This is a genomic window from Citrobacter sp. Marseille-Q6884 (assembly GCF_945906775.1).
GTDB lineage: Bacteria > Pseudomonadota > Gammaproteobacteria > Enterobacterales > Enterobacteriaceae > Citrobacter.
Genome location: NZ_CAMDRE010000001.1, coordinates 2038031 through 2058383 on the forward strand (window position 1 = coordinate 2038031; position 20353 = coordinate 2058383).

A 20353-nucleotide genomic window follows, 5' to 3' on the forward strand; every position below is an offset into this window, starting at 1 on the left:
TAATTTTGTCGAGGGAACCGGTATTGGCGGCATGTTAGGAAGAGGGCTTGCCAAAGGTATTATGGATAATATTTATAAAAATGGCCTGCGGGATCCTGAGACAGGAGCAATATACCTGGCGTTAATCGAAGACGGAGACGCGTCAGAAAATTCGCCAGACAATTCGCCAGACAGTATTCCACCAAATGAATACAGGGGCGAAGGTGGAAACGGAAACGGAAACGGAAACGGAAACGGAGATAAGGATAGGGGTAAGATGGGAGGCCCCGATCCCCTTGGTCCACCTGCCGATGCCAGAAGTCCAATCATCCTTGATCTTGATGGTGATGGTATTGAGACAACATCATCGCAGAACTACACCTTTTTTGATCATGATGGCAATGGCTTTGCTGAAAATACAGGATGGGTGGGGAAAGATGACGGATTGCTGGTACTGGATAGAAACGATGACGGTAATATCGATACCGGCAGCGAACTCTTTGGCAACAATACGCGGCTAATAAACGGTAAGCTGGCACAAAATGGTTATGAGGCGCTAAAAGATCTGGACGAAAACCAGGACGGTCTGATAAATAATCTGGATTCAGCCTGGCAGCAGTTAAAAGTCTGGCAGGATAAAAATGGCAATGGCCAGGTTGATGAAAGTGAATTGCTTTCACTCGATGAAGTCAGCGTGGCGGAAATAACGACAGGATACCAGTCATCCGATTATGTCGACGCGCAGGGAAATGCGCATAAGCAGACAAGTACCATTACTATGGATGATGGTTCTGTACATAATTCGGCGGATGTCTGGTTTAACATAAATAACGGCATTACAACGTATGATATGAATGTCGTAATTTCAAAAAAAATTCTTGAACTCCCTTATATCCGTGGCTTCGGTAATATGCCGGATTTATATACTGCCATGACCCATAACCCTGAACTTCAGGCACTCGTTGAACGTTACGTCGCAGACCCGAGAAGTGCAGAGTCGAACGCATTACTCGATGAAATCATCTTTATCTGGGCTGGTGTTTTCGACGTGCCAGTAAATAGCAGAGGTGGAAATATTGATGCCAGACATCTGGCCGCAATTGAAGTCGCTGCAGGAGTGACATATAAAAACAGAGTTAACGGATCAGTTGACCCTTATATAGATGCAGCGATGATGCTTGAAAAGCAATATGATGAGTTTGCTGCATATATTGAAGCCAGTTTGCTGGCTCAAACGCTTTATGCTGAAGAGTTTTCCCTGATTAAAATCGCCCCGAATGCAGAAAAGAATGGTTTAACACTTAATTTTGATGCCTTTGAGTCTCGTCTTGCAGAACTGAAAAAAACGGACTATGAGCGTTTTATTCGGATCTCTGAAGTTTTCAATAATAAATTCGTTTATGCCCCTCAATTTAATGAGGTACGTGAGCGTATTGGTATTTCAGAAAACATCACCGTTGGTACTGATAATATTGATTCCCTGTATGGTAATGATAATGCTGATTATCTATGGGGCGGTGTAGGTGACGATAGTCTGAGTAGTGGAAATGGTAATGATATCCTGGTGGGGGGAAAGGGGAATGACTATCTGGTGGGAAACTACGGGAGTGATACCTACCTGTTTAATGCCGGTGATGGCCAGGACTGGATAACCGAAAAGTTTACTAACAGTGATGATATTGACCGGCTTATTTTTAGTGAGGGCCTACTGGCAGAGAATGCCGTTCTGCAGCGCAGCGGCAGCAATCTGTTAATCAGCTTCCGTGACAGTACGGACAGCGTGACTCTCGATGATTATTTCTTCTGCGAAGGTCACCGCTACCGGGTGGAAGAGATTGCATTTGCCGACGGCACCGTCTGGAATGTTGAAACCGTAAAAGCGATGCTGATTGTTGGTACGAATGAGGCACAGACGCTGGTGGCCTACTCACCGGGTACAGAGATTCATGGCGCGGGCGGTGATGACTACCTGAAAGGGGATAAAGGTGCCGATCGTCTGTACGGCGATGAAGGCAATGACAGCCTCATCGCCGATAGCGGTAACGATCTGCTGGCTGGCGGCACAGGTAATGATTATCTGGAAGGAGGCTATGGAAGTGATACCTACCTGTTTAATGCCGGCGATGGCCAGGACTGGATAACCGAAAAGATCACTAACAGTGATGATATTGACCGGCTTATTTTTGGTGAAGGCTTACTTGCAGAAAATGCCATTCTGCAACGCAGCGGCAGCAATCTGTTAATCAGCTTCCGTGACAGTACGGACAGCGTGACTCTCGATAGTTATTTCTTCTGCGAAGGAAACCGCTACCGGGTGGAGGAAATTGTATTTGCGGACGGCACCGTCTGGAATGTTGAAACCGTAAAAGCGATGCTGATTGTTGGTACGAATGAGGCACAGACGCTGGTGGCCTACTCACCGGGTACAGAGATTCATGGTGCGAGTGGTGATGATTACCTGAAAGGGGATAAAGGTGCCGATCGTCTTTACGGTGACGAAGGTAATGACAGCCTCATCGCCGATAGCGGTAACGATCTGCTGGCTGGCGGCGCAGGTAATGATTATCTGGAGGGATACTACGGCAGCGATACCTACCTGTTCAATATCGGTGATGGTCAGGACTGGATCAAGGAGCACTTCACTTCTGACAATGATGTCGATCGTCTTATTTTTGGTGAAGGCTTACTGGCAGAGAATGCTATTCTGCAACGCAGCGGCGACAATCTGTTAATCAGTTTTCGTGACAGTGCTGACAGCGTAACCCTCGATAGTTATTTCTTCTGCGAAGGTAACCGCTACCGGGTGGAAGAGATTGTATTTGCCGATGGCACCGTCTGGGATATTGAAACTGTGAAAGCGATGCTGATTGTCGGTACGGATGAGGCACAGACGCTGGTGGCCTACTCGCCTGGTACCGAGATTCATGGTGCGGGCGGTGATGACTACCTGAAAGGGGATAAAGGTGCCGATCATCTGTACGGTGATGAAGGCAATGACAGCCTCGTCGCCGATAGCGGTAACGATCTGCTGGCTGGCGGCGCAGGTAATGATTATCTGGAGGGATACTACGGCAGCGATACCTACCTGTTCAATATCGGTGATGGTCAGGACTGGATCAAGGAGCAATTCACTGGCGACAATGATGTCGATCGGCTTATTTTGGGTGAAGGCTTACTGGCAGAGAATGCCATTCTACAACGCAGCGGCAGCAATCTGTTAATCAGTTTCCGTGACAGTGCGGACAGCGTGACCCTCGATAGTTATTTCTTCTGCGAAGGTAACCGCTACCGGGTGGAAGAGATTGTATTTGCCGATGGCACCGTCTGGGATATTGAAACTGTGAAAGCGATGCTGATTGTCGGTACGGATGAGGCACAGACGCTGGTGGCCTACTCGCCTGGTACCGAGATTCATGGCGCGGGTGGTGATGACTACCTGAAGGGGGATAAAGGTGCCGATCGTCTGTACGGCGATGAAGGCAATGACAGCCTCATCGCCGATAGCGGCAACGATCTGCTGGCTGGCGGCGCAGGTAATGATTATCTGGAGGGATACTACGGCAGCGATACCTACCTGTTCAATATCGGTGATGGTCAGGACTGGATCAAGGAGCATTTCACTTCCGACAATGACGTTGACCGGCTGGTGCTTGGTGAGGGCATTTCACAGGAAAATATCCTCCTGCGTCGTAATGGTAACAATCTGGTGGTTACTTTCCGCGACAGTACGGACACTGTGACACTGGATAGTTTTTTCTATATTGAAAACAACCGTTACCGGGTGGACGAGATCGTTTTTGCCGACGGTACCGTCTGGGATACCCAGAAAATGAAAGAGATGGCGCTTGTTGGAACAGAGGCCGCCGAGACACTGCAGGCCTACTCAGGAGGTAATGAAATTCACGGCGCGGGCGGGAATGACACGCTGAGAGGTTACACCGGAGCAGATAAGCTGTATGGCGATGAAGGCAACGATACGCTGACGGGCGACAGCAGTAATGATGAACTGCACGGTGGCGCGGGAGACGATCTTCTGGATGCAGGAACTGGCGACGACCTGCTGGCTGGTGGAGCCGGGAACGATAACCTGAAAGGTGGCTCTGGCAGCGATACTTACCTCTTCAATGCTGGCGATAGTCAGGACTCCATCACCGAAGGCAGCAGCGACAACGGCAACATTGATACCCTGCGTTTTGGCGAAGGCCTGCTGGCAGAAAATGCCATCCTGCAACGCAGCGGTAATAACCTGGTGATTAGCTTTAAAGGCTGCGATGACCAGGTGACCATTGTCAATTATATCTCTTCCGTAAATAACCAGATCGAGCAGATTATTTTTGCCGACGGTACTGCCTGGGATGTTGCCGCAGTTGAAAGCATGTTGCTGGCCGGGACTGAAGACGATCAAAAACTGGTGGCCTTCGTCACAGGCAGCGAAATCCACGCTTCTGGTGGCGACGATACACTGACGGGCAGTGATGCTGCAGACAAACTCTACGGCGACGATGGCAACGATACTCTCAACAGCGGGTATGGTAATGATGAACTGCACGGGGGAACGGGTAACGATAACCTGAACGGCGGTACCGGCAGCGATACTTACCTGTTCAACGCCGGCGATGGCCAGGACTGGATAACAGAGAACTCCACTTACACCCCTGACGTTGACCGGCTGGTGCTTGGAGAGGGAATATCGCAGGAAAATATCCTTCTGCGTCGTAATGGTAACAATCTGGTGGTCACCTTCCGTGACAGTACGGACACTGTGACACTGGCCGATTTTTACTATAAAGAAAACAACCGTTACCGGGTGGACGAGATCGTTTTTGCCGACGGCACTGTCTGGGATACCGAGAAGATGAAAGAGATGGCGCTTGTTGGAACAGAGGCCGCCGAGACTCTGCAGGCGAACACCGGCGGCAATGAAATTCACGGCGCGGGCGGGGATGACACGCTGAGAGGTTTTACCGACGCAGATAAGCTGTATGGCGATGAAGGGAACGATACGCTGACGGGCGACGGCAGTAATGACGAACTGCACGGGGGAACGGGTAACGATAACCTGAACGGTGGTACCGGCAGCGATACCTACCTGTTCAACGCCGGGGATGGCCAGGACTGGATAACAGAGAACTTCACTTATACCACTGACGTCGACCGGCTGGTGCTTGGAGAGGGAATATCGCAGGAAAATATCCTTCTGCGTCGTAATGGCAACAATCTGGTGGTCACCTTCCGTGACAGTACGGACACTGTGACACTGGCCGATTTTTACTATAAAGAAAACAACCGTTACCGGGTGGACGAGATCGTTTTTGCCGACGGCACTGTCTGGGATACCGAGAAGATGAAAGAAATGGCGCTTGTTGGAACAGAGGCCGCCGAGACTCTGCAGGCGAACACCGGCGGCAATGAAATTCACGGCGCGGGCGGGGATGACACGCTGAGAGGTTTTACCGACGCAGATAAGCTGTATGGCGATGAAGGGAACGATACGCTGACGGGTGACGGCAGTAATGACGAACTGCACGGTGGCGCGGGAGACGATCTTCTGGATGCAGGAACTGGCGACGACCTGCTGGCTGGTGGAGCCGGGAACGATAGCCTGAAAGGTGGCTCTGGCAGCGATACTTACTTCTTCAATTCAGGCGATGGTCAGGACTCCATCACCGAAGGCAGTAGCGACAACGGCAACATTGATACCCTGCGTTTTGGCGAAGCTCTGCAGGCAGAAAATGCCATCGTGCAGCGCAAAGGCAATAATCTGGTCATCACTTTCGCGGAAAGTACAGACAGCGTCACGATAAGCGATTTCTTCTATTCAGCAAGATATCAGGTTGAGCACATCACCTTTGCCGACGGTACCGACTGGCAGCCGCAGGATATTCTGAACCATACCGTGGATAACATCCCGCTCCCCATCTCCGCCCCGGCCGATACTCCCGTGCCGTTACAATGTGTGCGTGAGCAGATGGCGGCTTTTATGGCGAGCGACGATGGTGATGAAGAGAGCTCGATGGGGAATATGCCTGTGCTTTCAACTTCCCGGACGTCACCCCATTCATTGATGCATATGTAACCGGAGCCGCTGGTTAACGCCAGCGGCAATATTTATCGGGGATATAAAACATTAATAACAATTTCTAGTGGAAGCATAATTATATTCCAGTTAAGAACTAATTAATCATACCCATAAGTTTATAAGGTAAGTGTTGTTATATATTTCCCCTATCATTTTTGTTTAAATATACAGTTAATATATAAAATGTTAAACGTTTAACTAATTGCGGTTAGGTGTTATATTTCTTAATTCTTTGCCAGGAGTAATCATTTGTCGTGTTTTATTATTTGTTTTATTTATGAATTATAAAGGACACATCTTAATTTATTGTTTCTGGTGATGTTATGTGCTGTCTCAATGGAATATAGATAGCAATAAAGTACAACGTTACAATACCCGGGGCCAAAAATGAATGGAAATTATTTGAATGATTCTTCACATAATAACGATTCTAAATCGTCGTTCTACGAAAAAATTGAAAACATTTCAAAAGCTATAGTTGATTCTGTTAACGCAGCGAGTTTCTCAATGGGCGTGGATGCGCCCCTTCCTATAGAAAAAATCAAGTTTTTGGCTGAGAAATTAGGCTCATCCGCCTCGATCGTAAAGTTCCTGGATATATATGAGAAAGGCGAAGCGACATTAGGGGACTGGGTTGATTTCGTGGGGACCATTGCTGGTGAAATAGCCCCTCTCGTAGAATCACGCGCCCTGGGACAGGTAGGATTCGCTCTCGCAGTATATAATTTTGTTGAGGGAACCGGTATTGGCGGCCTGTTAGGAAGAGGGCTTGCCAAAGGTATTATGGATAATATTTATAAAAATGGTCTGCGGGACCCTAAAACAGGAACAATGTACCTACCCCCAACTGGAGACGCGTCAGAAAATTCGCCAGACAATATTCCACCAAGTGAATACAGGGGCGAAGGTGGAAACGGAAACGGAAACGGAAACGGAAACGGAAACGGAGATAAGGATAGGGGTAAGATGGGAGGCCCCGATCCCCTTGGTCCACCTGCCGATGCCAGAAGTCCAATCATCCTTGATCTTGATGGCGATGGCATTGAGACAACATCATCGCAGAACTACACCTTTTTTGACCATGATGGCAATGGCTTTGCCGAAAATACAGGATGGGTGGGGAAAGATGACGGATTACTGGTACTGGATAGAAATGATGACGGGAGTATTGACACCGGTGGTGAGCTCTTTGGCAACAATACACGGCTAATAAACGGTAAGCTGGCGCAAAATGGTTATGAGGCCCTAAAAGAACTGGATGAAAACAGGGACGGTCTGATAAACAATCTTGATTCAGCCTGGCAGCAGTTAAAAGTCTGGCAGGATAAAAATGGCAATGGCCTGGTTGATGAGAGCGAATTGCTTTCACTCGATGAAGTCAGCGTGGCGGAAATAACGACAGGATACCAGTCATCCGATTATGTCGACGCGCAGGGAAATGCGCATAAGCAGACAAGTACCATTACTATGGATGATGGTTCTGTACATAATTCGGCGGATGTCTGGTTTAACATAAATAACGGCATTACAACGTATGATATGAATGTCGTGATTTCAAAAGAAATTCTTGAACTCCCTTATATCCGTGGCTTCGGCAATATGCCGGATTTATATACTGCCATGACCCATAACCCTGAACTTCAGGCACTCGCTGAACGTTACGTCGCAGACCCGGGAAGCGCAGAGTCGAACGCATTACTCGATGAAATCGTCTTTATCTGGGCTGGTGTTTCCGACGTGCCAGTAAATAGCAGAGGTGAAGATATTGATGCCAGACATCTGGCCGCAATTGAAGTGGCTGCAGGAGTGAAATATAAAAACAGAGTTAACGGATCCGTTAACCCTTATCGAGAGGCTGCATCGCTACTTGAAGTAGAATATGATAACTTTGTGGCTTATATTGAAGCCAGTTTGCTGGCTCAAACGCTTTATGCTGAAGAATTTTCCCTGATTAAACTCGCCCCGAATGCAGAGAAGAATGGTTTAACACTTAATTTTGATGCCTTTGAGTCTCGTCTTGCAGAACTGAAGAAAACTGACTACGAACATTTTATGCGAATCTCTGAAGTTTTCAATAATAAATTCGTTTATGTCCCTCAATTTAATGACGTACGTGAGCGTATTGGTATTTCAGAAAACATCACCGTTGGTACCGATAATATTGATTCCCTGTATGGTAATGATAATGCTGATTATCTATGGGGCGGTGCCGGTGACGATAGTCTGAGTAGTGGAAGTGGTAATGATGTCCTGGTAGGTGGAACGGGCAACGATTATATGAGGGGAGATTACGGCAGCGACACTTACCTTTTTAGCGCAGGTGACGGGCAAGATCGCATTGTTGAAAAGTACAGTTTCGATAATGACTTTGATCGGCTTATTTTTGGTGAAGGCTTACTGGCAGAGAATGCCATTCTGCAACGCAGCGGCGACAATCTGTTAATCAGTTTCCGTGACAGTGCGGACAGCGTGACCCTCGATAGTTATTTCTTCTGCGAAGGAAGACGCTACCGGGTGGAAGAAATAGTATTTGCCGACGGGACTGTCTGGAATATTGAAACTGTAAAAGCGATGCTGATTGCCGGTACGGATGAGGCACAGACGCTGGTGGCCTACTCGCCTGGTACCGAGATTCATGGTGCGGGCGGTGATGACTACCTGAAAGGGGATACAGGGGCAGATCGCCTTTACGGTGATGAAGGCAACGATAAACTGAAGGGTAATGGTGGCAATGATCTGCTGGTTGGCGGCACAGGTAATGATTATCTGGAGGGATACTCCGGGAGTGATACCTACCTGTTTAATGTCGGTGATGGTCAGGACCGGATAGTCGAAAAGTTCACCGACAGTGATGACGTTGACCGGCTGCTGCTTGGTGAGGGCATTTCGCAGGAAAATATCCTCCTGCGTCGTAGCGGTAAAGATCTGGTGGTGACCTTCCGTGACAGTCCGGACACTGTAACACTGGATGATTTTTTCTATATAGAAAACAAACGTTACCGGGTGGACGAGATCGTTTTTGCCGACGGTACCGTCTGGGATACCCAGAAGATGAAAGAGATGGCGCTTGTTGGAACAGAGTCAGCCGAGACGCTGCAGTCCTACTCAGGAGGCAATGAAATTCATGGTGCTGGTGGTAATGACACCCTGAAAGGTAACGCCGGAGTAGATAAGCTGTATGGCGATGAAGGCAACGATACGCTGACGGGCGACAGCAGTAATGATGAACTGCACGGTGGCGCGGGAAACGATCTTCTGGACGCAGGAACTGGCGACGACCTGCTGGCTGGTGGAGCCGGGAACGATAACCAGAAAGGTGCCTCTGGCAGCGATACCTACCTTTTTAACGTCGGCGATGGTCAGGATATCATCACCGAAGGCAGCAGTAACAACGGTGACGTTGATACCCTGCGTTTTGGCGAAGGCCTGCTGGCAGAAAATGCCATCCTGCAGCGTAGCGGTAATAATCTGGTGATTAGCTTTAAAGGCAGCGATGACCTGGTGACCATTATCAATTATGCCTCTTCCGTTAATAACCAAGTCGAGCAGATTATTTTTGCCGACGGTACTGCCTGGGATGTTGCCGCGGTTGAAAGCATATTGCTGGCCGGGAGCGAAGACGATCAAAAACTGGTGGCCTTCGGCGCAGGCAGTGAAATCCACGCTGCTGGTGGCAATGACACCCTGACGGGCAGTGATGCTGCAGACAAACTCTACGGTGATGATGGCGACGACAGGCTGACAGGTGGCTCAAGTGATGATGAGTTACATGGCGGTGCGGGTAATGATGTTCTGAATGCAGGCTCCTGGAATGATGTACTGGAAGGCGGCGCGGGTAACGACAGGTTGTACGGCGATACGGGAAGTGACACCTATCTCTTCAACGCCGGCGATGGACAGGACACCATCACCGAAGGCAGTAGCAACAGCGGCAACATTGATACCCTGCGGTTTGGCGAAGGTCTGCTGGCTGAAAACGTCATTTTGACGCGTAGCGGCGGTAGCCTGGTGATCACGTTTAATGACAGCCCGGATCAGGTGACTATCACAAATTACATAACGTCCCCTAAACACCAGGTTGAGGAGATCATCTTTGCTGACGGTACTGTCTGGGATGTTGCCACGGTTGAGCGCATGTTGCAGACCGGGTCTGATAAAGATGAGGCGTTCCTGGCCTTCAGTACTGGTAGTGAAATTCACGGCGCTGGTGGCAGTGACACCCTGACGGGCAGTGATGCTGCAGACAAACTCTACGGTGATGATGGCGACGATAGGCTGACAGGTGGCTCAAGTGATGATGAGTTACATGGCGGTGCGGGTAATGATGTTCTGAATGCAGGCTCCTGGAATGATGTACTGGAAGGCGGCGCGGGTAACGACAGGTTGTACGGGGATACGGGAAGTGACACCTATCTCTTCAACGCCGGTGATGGTCAGGACACCATCACTGAAGGCAGCAGCAACAGCGGCAACATTGATACCCTGCGTTTTGGCGAAGGTCTGCAGGCAGAAAACGCCATCGTGCAGCGCAAAGGCAACAATCTGGTCATCACTTTCGCGGAAAGTACAGACAGCGTCACGATAAGCGATTTCTTCTATTCAGCAAGATATCAGGTTGAGCACATCACCTTTGCCGACGGTACTGACTGGCAGCCGCAGGATATTCTGAACCATACCGTGGATAACATCCCGCTCCCTATCTCCGACCCGGCCGATACTCCCGTGCCGTTACAACGTGTGCGTGAGCAGATGGCGGCTTTTATGGCGAGCGACGATGGTGATGAAGAGAGCACGATGGGGAATATGCCTGTGCTTTCAACTTCCCGGACGTCACCCCATTCATTGATGCATATGTAACCGGAGCCGCTGGTTAACGCCAGCGGCAATTTTCTCAGGGATGTGAGTTTTTTAATGTCAGCAATTGATCAACATGTCTGGCGCGGATTTTCTTTTATCGCGCGTTACTACGGTATTGCCGTGAATATTCCTTCGCTTCAGGAAGAGTTTGCGGTCGATGGGCTCCACGATCTTCCGACTCAGTTTGTTCGCGCCGTGCGTAAAACCGGATTAAAGTGCCAGAAATTTAAGCGGTTACGCGTAAAGGATAGTATGGTTTTCCCTGCGCTGGTGGCACTGCCAGATCGGGGGTATGTCATACTATTAGCTTCCCGTGAGGGGAACTGGCTTATTCAGGCGGACGAGCGTGCGGCGCCAGAAATATATACGCCTGAGGCAGGGGTAACATATCCTGGTTTTTTATTCGCACGGCGTTTTTCGTTAGAAAGAATTAGCACCGAGTTTAATTTACGTTGGTTTGCCGATGCCTTCTGGCGCTATAAAAAATTAATCGGTGAAGTCTTGATGGCTTCATTTTTTATTCAAATACTGGCACTGGTTACGCCACTGTTTTTTCAGGTCGTGGTGGATAAAGTGCTTACGCACCAGAGTCTCACCACGCTTGATGTACTGGCGCTGGGAATGCTTTTTGTTTCGTTATTTGATGTGATCCTCGATGGACTACGCAGCTACCAGCTTGCCCACACTTCGCAACGCATTGATGCGACATTAAGTTCCTTGCTTTATCGCCACCTTCTGGCGCTGCCCATGAACTGGTTCCTGCAACGGCAGGCAGGGGTGATTGTGGCGCGCGTACATGAACTGAAAACCGTACGCGAGTTCCTGACCGGAAGCGCGATGACGCTGTGCCTAGACCTGCTCTTCACCCTGGTCTTTTTCTCGGTAATGGCATTTTATAGCCTCCCCCTGACACTCATTGTGGTGGCCTCGCTGATCCCCTATGTCATTCTTTCTGCAGCTATTACCCCCGTGTTGCGTAAACGACTGGACGAGCAGTTCAAGCAGGGGGCGAGGAATCAGGCCTTTCTGGTTGAAAGCCTGACAGGCATTGAGTCAGTAAAAGCCTTAGCCGTAGAAAACCTGATGACCCGGCGTTGGGACGAACAGATTGCGACTTTCGTAACAAGCTGTTTTAAAACACAAAACTTAGGCAATATCGCCAGCCAGATCTCCCGTTTTGTCAGCAAAATTACCAGCGTGGCCATCCTCTGGTACGGCGCACAGCAAGTGATTAATGCGGAGTTAACCGTCGGCGCGCTTATCGCTTTTAATATGTTTTCCGGCCAGGTCACAGCCCCTGTTTTACGTCTGGTTCAGCTATGGCAGGATTTTCAACAGGTGACCATCTCCGTTAAACGATTAGGGGATATTCTCAACGTTCCGACTGAGCATCAGGAAAACAGCACCTCTCTGGCAGAAATTAAAGGGGCGATCAAACTTTCCAACGTCGTATTTACCTGGCAGACAGGAAATGCGCCGGTGATTGATGGCGTCACGCTGGCGGTGAGACCCGGTGAGATTATTGGGATCGCCGGAAGATCGGGATCGGGAAAAAGCACCCTGACACGTCTTATTCAGCGGCTATGCAGTCCTACAAGCGGGCAAATATTTATTGATGGCATTGATATCGCGCAGACCGATCCACACTGGCTACGACAGCAAATTGGCGTGGTTCTTCAGGAAACGCAACTGTTTAGCGGCTCTATTCGTGACAATATTGCCTTAGCGGTGCCGGAAGCATCGCTCGAATCTGTTATTAAAGCCGCCACGCTTGCGGGGGCGCATGAATTTATCAGTGAGTTTCCGCTTGGCTACGATACGCCGGTCGGTGAACAAGGCAGCAGGCTTTCCGGTGGGCAAAAACAGCGTATTGGTATTGCGCGTGCTCTGATGTCTAACCCCGGAATATTAATCTTTGATGAAGCGACCAGTGCGCTGGATTATGAATCTGAACATATTATCCAGAACAATATGGCAGAAATTTGCCGTAACCGGACCGTCTTTATTATTGCGCACCGTTTATCAGCCTTACGTCCTTCACATCGCATTATTGTTATGGAAAAGGGCAAGATTGCAGAGCAGGGATCGCATCAGCAATTGCTCGAACAACAAGGTTTATATGCCCGCTTGCATGCGCTTCAGGAGGAAGCGGTATGAATCAGCAAAAATATCGTGAGTTTTTACCCGCAATCCTCGAAATACAGGAAACGCCCCCTTCGCCAGCCGGGCGTATTTTATTATGGGTCGTTATGGCGATGTTAGTGACCGCGGTGATCTGGTCTGCCTGCGGCCATATTGATGTTGTTGCCGTCACACGCGGGAAAATCGTCGTTAGCGAATTGTCCCGCCCCGTCAGTAGTGCGGTTCTGGCTGAGGTGGAAAGTGTATTGGTTCGTGACGGAATGCATGTGGAAAAAGGTCAGGCGTTAATTATCCTCAACAGTCACTCCCTGAGAGCGCGCCTGGAAGAAAATATTCTGCGGCAGAAAATTAACCGTTTTCACATTGCGCGTGTAACCTTGCTTTGCCAGCATTTTCAGGAGGATAAAGCTGAAAGCCGTCTGCCGGATAGCTATTTCCAGGAGGACCTCGCGCTCTCCCGGCTACTTTCGGATCAATTAAGCGCGGAGATCGAAAACGATCGCCAACAAAAAGCCGTACTGCAAGACAGAATGGCGGTGATTAGCGCGCAAAAAAATGAATACGAAACCCAAAAAACGCAGTATGAACATCTGCTGCCAATCTATCAGGAACAGCATCAGGCGCTGGTGACGCTACATCATAAGCAACTCACTAGCCGGGATAGCATGTTAGAAAAGCAAAAGCAGCTAACCGAAGCTCGCTATACCCTGGAAAGCGCGAAAGCCAGATTAATTGAAATGGATGTCAGTTACCGGCAGGCAGAGACGGAATACGCGGCCAGCGTGGCCGAAAAAATTCAGGGCGCACAGCAGGAGATGTCGGATAAAGAACATGAGAACCGGGTGCTGGAGAAACAACAGCAGGAACTGACGGCGCAAATGGCGCAATATACTTTGCGAGCGCCGGTGAGTGGCATTGTCGACGGGTTGATATTTCGCGATGGCGGCGGGGCGGTCGATGCGCCACAGGAAATTTTACGCATCGTACCTGAAAACGAAACGCTCAAAGCAGAAGTGATGGTAAGTAATAGCGATATCGGTTTTTTGCAACCGGGCCAAAAAGTCACGGTCAAAATCGACACTTTTGACTTTACCCGTTTTGGCTGGGTGCCGGGGCAGTTAAATCATATTTCTGCCGATGCGACCGAAGATAAAGATCTGGGGTTAGTTTATAAAGCCACCATTGAACTGGATAAGAAATCACTGCGTATTAATGGCGTGGAAATGGCGCTTGAACCGGGAATGCAGGTCACTGCTGAAGTGAAGACCGGGAAGCGAACGCTATTGAGCTATTTACTCAGCCCTGTACTCGAAGCGCTCGACGATGTAGGGAAACAACGGTAATGAATGAAGCCGGAGGCGTAACCGCGATCCGGCTTCATTTTCACGTATAACTTATGCGGCTTCGACTTTACGCACTTTCTCTGGCAACTTTACCGGCTGAGTCGCCAGTGCTTCAGGTTCAAAGTCATCCACGTTGATACTCCGCAGACGGCTCTCTTCCGCTTTCACCAGAATCGCTGCTTCATCTTTATCAATCAGCCCTTTAGCCAGTGCATTGCGAGCCAGTTCATCCAGGCGGGTAAACGGCAGGTTTTTGCCCAACTCTTTACAGATACGCTGGTGGATAGGATCAGCTGCAATCACGTCCAGTAACGCCTCTTCCAGCAAACCGACCGGGTTATGCTCGCTCGGCGTCAGGTATTGACCACGACCAAGACGAGAGCGGGTGGCGCTCGGTAGCTGCAAAATCTTCGCGACTTTATGATCCAGTTTGTCAGAAGGCGCATCATAGTGGCGACCGGTAGGGAAGATAACCACATTCAGCAAGCCGGCAACAAAACGGTTCGGGAAGTTTTTCAGCAGGTCGTCCATTGCCTGTTCAGCCTTGTACAACGCATCCTGCACGCCCCAGTGAACCAGCGGCAGATCGGCTTCATTACGGCCTTCATCGTCATAACGTTTCAGTACCGCAGAGGCCAGGTACAACTGGCTTAACACATCACCCAGACGAGCAGAGATACGCTCACGACGCTTCAGGCTACCGCCCAGCACAGCCATGGACACATCAGAGAGTAATGCCAGGTTGGCGCTCAGACGGTTCAAATGCTGGTAGTAACGTTTTGTCGCATCGCCGGTTGGCGTACTGCTGGTTAACCCGCGAGTCAGACCAAGCCAGAAGCTGCGTACTTTATTGCTGCCGACGTGACCAATGTGTTTAAACAGCAGTTTGTCGAACGCGTTCACGTCGTTCTTCTGCGCTGCCGCCATCTCTTCCAGAACATACGGATGGCAGCGAATGGCGCCCTGACCGAAGATCATCATGCTACGGGTCAGAATGTTTGCGCCTTCAACGGTGATGGCGATCGGTGCGCCCTGGTAAGCGCGCGCCAGGAAGTTGCTTTCGCCAAGCATGATGCCTTTACCGCCCGTGATATCCATCGCATCGATGATTGACTGTTGCCCACGGTGAGTACAGTGATACTTCACGATAGCTGACAGCACCGCAGGTTTTTCACCAAGCATAATGCCGTAAGTAATCAGCGACGCCGCGGCGTCCATCACGTAGGCGTTACCGGCAATACGCGCCAGCGGCTCTTCAATACCTTCCATCTTGCCGATAGAGATTTTGAACTGGCGACGAATATGCGCATAGGCGCCTGTTGCCATGGCAACGGATTTCACGCCGCCCGTCGAGTTAGACGGCAGAGTAATCCCACGGCCTACCGACAGACATTCCACCAGCATACGCCAGCCCTGACCGGCCATTTTCGGGCCACCGATAATGTAGTCAATCGGCACAAAGACATCTTTACCCAGCGTCGGACCGTTCTGGAACGGGACGTTCAGCGGGAAGTGACGACGACCAATTTCCACGCCCGGCGTAGAGGTGGGGATCAGCGCACAGGTAATACCGAGGTCTTCTTCGCCACCCAGCAGTTTTTCCGGGTCGGAGAGTTTAAACGCCAGGCCGAGGACGGTCGCGATTGGCGCCAGTGTGATATAGCGTTTGTTCCAGGTCAGGCGCATACCCAGCACCTGCTGACCCTGCCAGTCGCCCATACAGACGACGCCGGTATCAGGAATCGCACCGGCATCCGATCCCGCTTCCGGGCTGGTCAGTGCGAAACACGGAATTTCCTGACCACGCGCCAGGCGCGGTAAATAATGGTTTTTCTGTTCTTCTGTACCGTAATGTTGCAGCAGTTCACCTGGGCCTAATGAGTTAGGTACACCCACGGTAATGGCCAGGATCCCGGAAACACCGGAGAGTTTCTGCAACACACGTGCCTGCGCATAAGCGGAGAATTCCAGTCCACCGTACTCTTTCTTGATGATCATCGCGAAGAAACGGTGTTCTTTCAGATACGCCCACAGTTCCGGCGGCAGGTCTGCTAATTCGTGGGTGATCTGGAAGTCGTTTGCCATACGGCAGGCTTCTTCGACCGGACCATCAATAAACGCCTGCTCTTCGGCTGTCAGACGAGGTTGTGGGTAGTTGTGCAGTTTTTTCCAGTCAGGTTTACCCTGGAACAGGTCGCCTTCCCACCAGGTCGTGCCGGCATCAATCGCTTCTTTCTCGGTGCGCGACATCGGCGGCATGACTTTACGAAAACCGCGAAATACTGGCGCGGAGATCATCGCCTTACGCATCGGCGTAAAGTTGAACGGGACGAGAATAATGGCCAGAGGAACCAGCAGCCAGACCGACCACAGGCCAGCTACGCCGAGCGCAGCCGTCCAGGCGAGCAAAATTAAGCTGCTGAGGAATAAGCTCACGCGGTGATAAAACAGTGCGCCGAGCAGAACAACCGTAGCGATAACACTCAAAATCATCATAACGAAAAGCTCCCTTGCTTGTAGGAGGTCTGACCACTTGTGATGATATGGTTGTAGTGTATGTGAATTCTTTTATCAATAATTTTACAAAATAATTACAACAAGGCTCACATTGTTGCGGGTTTAACCGGCACAAAAAAGCAAAAGCCATTGGCATTCCTGAGGGCAGTACTTCTCGCTCGTAGCGCTATCCGGTACACTGCATCTTGTCATTTACATTCATGCTGAAGGATATCCTCATGTACCAGGATCTGATTCGTAACGAACTGAGCGAAGCGGCGGAAACGCTGGCTAATTTTCTTAAAGATGACGCCAATATTCACGCCATTCAGCGCGCGGCGGTCCTGCTGGCAGACAGTTTTAAAGCGGGTGGCAAGGTTCTGTCCTGCGGTAATGGCGGCTCCCACTGTGACGCCATGCACTTTGCTGAAGAGCTGACCGGACGCTATCGCGAAAACCGCCCGGGCTATCCGGCTATCGCTATCTCTGATGTCAGCCATATCTCCTGCGTCAGCAACGATTTCGGTTACGACTATGTCTTCTCTCGCTACGTAGAAGCGGTCGGTCGTGAAGGTGATGTCCTGTTAGGCATTTCTACCTCTGGTAACTCCGGTAACGTCATCAAAGCGATTGCCGCTGCGCGTGAGAAGGGAATGAAAGTCATCACCCTGACCGGCAAAGATGGCGGCAAAATGGCTGGTACCGCGGATATCGAAATTCGCGTTCCGCACTTTGGTTATGCTGACCGTATTCAGGAAATTCACATCAAAGTCATCCATATCCTGATTCAGCTCATCGAAAAAGAGATGGTTAAGTAAATCTTCGCCGGGGGCATATTGCCCCCGCAGTTGTGGGGGTGATGTATGTGCGAACTGCTCGGGATGAGCGCCAATGTGCCAACCGATATCTGCTTTAGCTTCACCGGGCTGGTTCAGCGCGGCGGAGGTACCGGGCCGCACAAAGACGGCTGGGGTATTACGTTTTATGAAGGTAAGGGCTGCCGTACATTTAAAGATCCGCAACCCAGCTTTAATTCGCCCATCGCCAAACTGGTTCAAGATTATCCCATCAAATCCTGTTCTGTGATTGCCCACATTCGTCAGGCGAATCGAGGGGAAGTCGCGCTTGAAAATACGCATCCCTTCACGCGTGAATTGTGGGGACGCAACTGGACTTATGCGCATAACGGGCAGCTTAACGGCTATAAATCGCTACAAACCGGTAATTTCCGGCCGGTCGGCGAAACCGACAGCGAAAAGGCATTCTGCTGGCTCCTGCACAAGCTGGCTGAACGCTATCCGCGCACGCCTGGCAACATGACGGCGGTATTTAAATATATTGCTGTGCTGGCGGGAGAATTACGCGAAAAGGGCGTCTTCAACATGCTGTTGTCTGACGGGCGCTATGTGATGGCTTTTTGCTCGACCAACCTGTATTGGATCACGCGTCGTGCGCCATTCGGTGTGGCGACGCTGCTGGATCAGGATGTGGAAATCGATTTTAGCTCACAGACCACACCGAATGATGTGGTCACCGTGATCGCGACTCAGCCGCTAACAGGGAATGAAACCTGGCAAAAGATTATGCCAGGCGAATGGGCATTATTTTGTCTCGGAGAGCGTGTAGTTTGACGCCAGCTGCGGCTGCACCACTTCATGACTCAACGGTTTGCTGACGACATAACGGCCATCGACGACGGAAACGGTCGGTGGCTTATGCGTTTGTTCAAAGTAGTCGTATCCCGGTTTTAACTGCGTCCAGAAATCTTTGTAATACGAAAACTTATGACGCTGCATATTTGCGTCGGTCATGCGGAACGGGTAAATGCTGACCTGCACGCTGGACTGTCCGAATACCAGAGCACCGGTCACGAACTGGAAAATCTCATCAATGCCGTTATCGGTCATTGCGTAACAGCCGACGGAAACGCAGGCTCCGTGGATCATCAGGTATTTACCTTCGTAACCATGGGCACGATCGTAGGCATTGGGGAAGCCAATGTTAATCGCTTTATAGAAGCGGCTATCGGGTTTGAGTTGACCGCGCTGTACGCTGTAGAAACCTTCCGGGCTTTTAAAATCACCCTGACGCTGTTTAGGGCCTAATCCGCCGGAATAATTGCAGATCTTGTAGCTGTCGAGTAATTGATACTGTTCACCCATCTTCACGTACAGATCCAACGTTCGTTCTTCTTTGAAGATCTGAATATAGACAGGGGACCCCATCAATTGCTGCTTATATTCTTTGCTTATTGGCGTGGTCGGGCTACTGCTGCTTAACAAACCAGCGAATGAGACGCACGGCATCAAAAGCATCGCAAGAAAAAATGCGATTTTACGCATACTGCTTATTCCTTGATAAAACGGTTACACACGCCAGGACGGCAAAAAGAGTCCCCAAATCAGAAAAATCTGGTTTTGGAGCGCTCACATTAGCACCAAGAGAGTTTTTCGCAAGTCTCTCGTGCGGCGTTTACACTTTAGTTTCTCTTTATACGGAAAATTGCGGTTAAAGACAGTCAGACACTGGCGTAATTTATTGGCGACTGTCATCCGCGGAGCCTGGTGAATGTTGTCTTTCTAATATACTGAATTTAAAAAATTAATTATTTAATAATCGAATATTAAAACTGATTGATCGGCAATAGCCGTAGACTGCGGTTAACGTGTTTGATCAGGTATTCTTTTTTTCATGTCTTTTGCATCTGCACCCCGACGCCTTCTGCCGGGCCTGCTGTCTTTGTGTATTGTGCTCTCCATGCCGTCTATCGCCAAAGTTCAGCCTGCGTTATCCGACGCGCATTTAAGTTACGCGGCGCAGTTGCGTATGCGTAACCGCACCCGGCTGCTGAAGCAGTATCATACGCAGTTAAAAAAACAGGCAAGTTACGTGGTGGAAGGCAATGCGCAGAGTAAAAGGGCGCTACGCCAGCAGAACCGCGTTCTGATTAAACAGCACCCGGAGTGGTTTCCTGGTCCGCTAAAAGCCAGTGACCATCGCTGGCAGGAACTTGCCGAGAACGATCATTTTCTCAGTAGCGACCATTTGCATAACATCACCGAGGTGGCGATCCACCGTCTTGAGCAGCAACTGGGTAAACCTTATCAATGGGGAGGAACCAGCCCGGATGAGGGATTTGACTGCAGTGGGTTAATTTTTTATGCCTACAATAAAATTCTGGCGGCGAAACTGCCCCGTACAGCGAATGAAATGTATCACTATCGCCGGGCGACAATTGTTTCTCATCGCGATCTCCGTCGTGGCGATTTACTGTTTTTCCATATTCACACCCAGGATATTGCCGATCATATGGGCGTCTATTTGGGGCAGGGGCAATTCATTGAATCTCCACGCACAGGAGAAACTATCCGGGTCAGCAATTTATCGGATGCTTTCTGGCAGGACCATTATCTTGGCGCCCGCCGTATTCTGACGGAAAACACGATTCTGTAATTAA

Annotated in this window: 9 protein-coding genes; 7 read left to right on the plus strand and 2 right to left on the minus strand. The window is 49.9% G+C overall.

The window, feature by feature from the left end; genetic code table 11:
- Nucleotides 1-256: 256 nt before the first annotated feature.
- From N7268_RS09635 to N7268_RS09650, 4 genes are all read left to right on the plus strand, one after another.
- The gene (locus N7268_RS09635) at nucleotides 257-6055 is read left to right on the plus strand and encodes a calcium-binding protein (RefSeq protein ID WP_260862691.1); all 5799 of its coding nucleotides are present in this window, start codon (nucleotides 257-259) and stop codon (nucleotides 6053-6055) included.
- A 969-nt stretch (nucleotides 6056-7024) separates the two neighbouring features.
- Nucleotides 7025-10915, plus strand: coding sequence for a calcium-binding protein (locus tag N7268_RS09640; RefSeq protein ID WP_260862693.1), 3891 nt, complete (start codon nucleotides 7025-7027; stop codon nucleotides 10913-10915).
- A gap of 54 nt (nucleotides 10916-10969) precedes the next feature.
- Nucleotides 10970-13072: a type I secretion system permease/ATPase gene (locus tag N7268_RS09645; protein WP_260862695.1), complete on the plus strand. Its 2103-nt coding sequence runs from the start codon at nucleotides 10970-10972 to the stop codon at nucleotides 13070-13072.
- Nucleotides 13069-14400 carry an HlyD family type I secretion periplasmic adaptor subunit gene (locus N7268_RS09650; protein ID WP_260862697.1) on the plus strand — a complete coding sequence of 444 codons (1332 nt, stop codon included), beginning with the start codon at nucleotides 13069-13071 and terminating at the stop codon, nucleotides 14398-14400. The genes N7268_RS09645 and N7268_RS09650 overlap by 4 nt, the downstream gene beginning before the upstream one ends.
- Before the next feature lie 51 nt (nucleotides 14401-14451).
- On the opposite strand, the gene fadE is transcribed toward N7268_RS09650, so the two are convergent.
- Nucleotides 14452-16896, minus strand: coding sequence for an acyl-CoA dehydrogenase FadE (gene fadE, locus N7268_RS09655; protein ID WP_260862698.1), 2445 nt, complete (start codon nucleotides 16894-16896; stop codon nucleotides 14452-14454).
- A 239-nt stretch (nucleotides 16897-17135) separates the two neighbouring features.
- Between fadE and lpcA the strand changes: the two genes are divergently transcribed.
- Nucleotides 17136-17714 carry a D-sedoheptulose 7-phosphate isomerase gene (lpcA, locus tag N7268_RS09660; protein ID WP_198905311.1) on the plus strand — a complete coding sequence of 193 codons (579 nt, stop codon included), beginning with the start codon at nucleotides 17136-17138 and terminating at the stop codon, nucleotides 17712-17714.
- 45 nt (nucleotides 17715-17759) lie between these two features.
- Nucleotides 17760-18527 (plus strand): class II glutamine amidotransferase, encoded by a 768-nt coding sequence (locus N7268_RS09665; RefSeq protein ID WP_260862699.1) that lies wholly within the window; start codon nucleotides 17760-17762, stop codon nucleotides 18525-18527.
- Here the strand turns inward: N7268_RS09665 and dpaA are convergent.
- Nucleotides 18498-19238, minus strand: coding sequence for a peptidoglycan meso-diaminopimelic acid protein amidase (dpaA, locus tag N7268_RS09670; protein WP_260862700.1), 741 nt, complete (start codon nucleotides 19236-19238; stop codon nucleotides 18498-18500). The genes N7268_RS09665 and dpaA overlap by 30 nt on opposite strands.
- A 349-nt stretch (nucleotides 19239-19587) precedes the next feature.
- Here dpaA and N7268_RS09675 point away from each other — a divergent pair, with 349 nt between their 5' ends.
- Nucleotides 19588-20349, plus strand: a complete 762-nt coding sequence (locus N7268_RS09675) for a C40 family peptidase (RefSeq protein WP_260862702.1) — start codon at nucleotides 19588-19590, stop codon at nucleotides 20347-20349.
- Nucleotides 20350-20353: the final 4 nt, after the last annotated feature.

What these genes read in the sequence shown, in the direction of transcription:
- N7268_RS09635 (WP_260862691.1), top strand. Translation starts at nt 257, where the DNA reads ATGGGAGGCCCCGATCCCCTTGGTCCACCTGCCGATGCCAGAAGTCCA.
- N7268_RS09640 (WP_260862693.1), top strand. Translation starts at nt 7,025, where the DNA reads ATGGGAGGCCCCGATCCCCTTGGTCCACCTGCCGATGCCAGAAGTCCA.
- N7268_RS09645 (WP_260862695.1), top strand. Translation starts at nt 10,970, where the DNA reads ATGTCAGCAATTGATCAACATGTCTGGCGCGGATTTTCTTTTATCGCG.
- N7268_RS09650 (WP_260862697.1), top strand. Translation starts at nt 13,069, where the DNA reads ATGAATCAGCAAAAATATCGTGAGTTTTTACCCGCAATCCTCGAAATA.
- fadE (WP_260862698.1), bottom strand. Translation starts at nt 16,896, where the DNA reads ATGATGATTTTGAGTGTTATCGCTACGGTTGTTCTGCTCGGCGCACTG.
- lpcA (WP_198905311.1), top strand. Translation starts at nt 17,136, where the DNA reads ATGTACCAGGATCTGATTCGTAACGAACTGAGCGAAGCGGCGGAAACG.
- N7268_RS09665 (WP_260862699.1), top strand. Translation starts at nt 17,760, where the DNA reads ATGTGCGAACTGCTCGGGATGAGCGCCAATGTGCCAACCGATATCTGC.
- dpaA (WP_260862700.1), bottom strand. Translation starts at nt 19,238, where the DNA reads ATGCGTAAAATCGCATTTTTTCTTGCGATGCTTTTGATGCCGTGCGTC.
- N7268_RS09675 (WP_260862702.1), top strand. Translation starts at nt 19,588, where the DNA reads ATGTCTTTTGCATCTGCACCCCGACGCCTTCTGCCGGGCCTGCTGTCT.